The organism is Pseudoalteromonas sp. SIMBA_162 (assembly GCF_046535955.1).
Taxonomy (GTDB): domain Bacteria; phylum Pseudomonadota; class Gammaproteobacteria; order Enterobacterales; family Alteromonadaceae; genus Pseudoalteromonas; species Pseudoalteromonas marina.
On record NZ_JAWJBQ010000653.1, the window covers coordinates 1 to 259 of the forward strand.

General features: G+C 68.0%; 1 protein-coding gene. It reads right to left on the reverse strand.

Annotated features, from left to right (window positions below):
• The coding region (locus R0J88_RS21285; protein WP_410901068.1) for a hypothetical protein at nt 1-259 on the reverse strand (259 nt) is incomplete at both ends.

A 259-nucleotide genomic window follows, 5' to 3' on the forward strand; every position in this document is an offset into this window, starting at 1 on the left:
CGCGCCGCGGGGATCCATATAGACCTGGTATTTCGCGCCATCGAACAGCGGCATGTAGGCCGCGCTGCCAAATTGGACATCGACGAAGGGAAACCAGTTCGGGAAGCTCTGTTTGAGCGACCCCAGGTCCGGCGCCGGCCAGTCGTCCAGCGCATGCACCGAACGCGTCGCCGAGGCCTCGCGCGCGGCGTCGCTGTAGCGGCCGGACAGGCGCTCCAGGCGATACAGCGGCGACAAGCCCGCCATCAGGGCCGGCAGG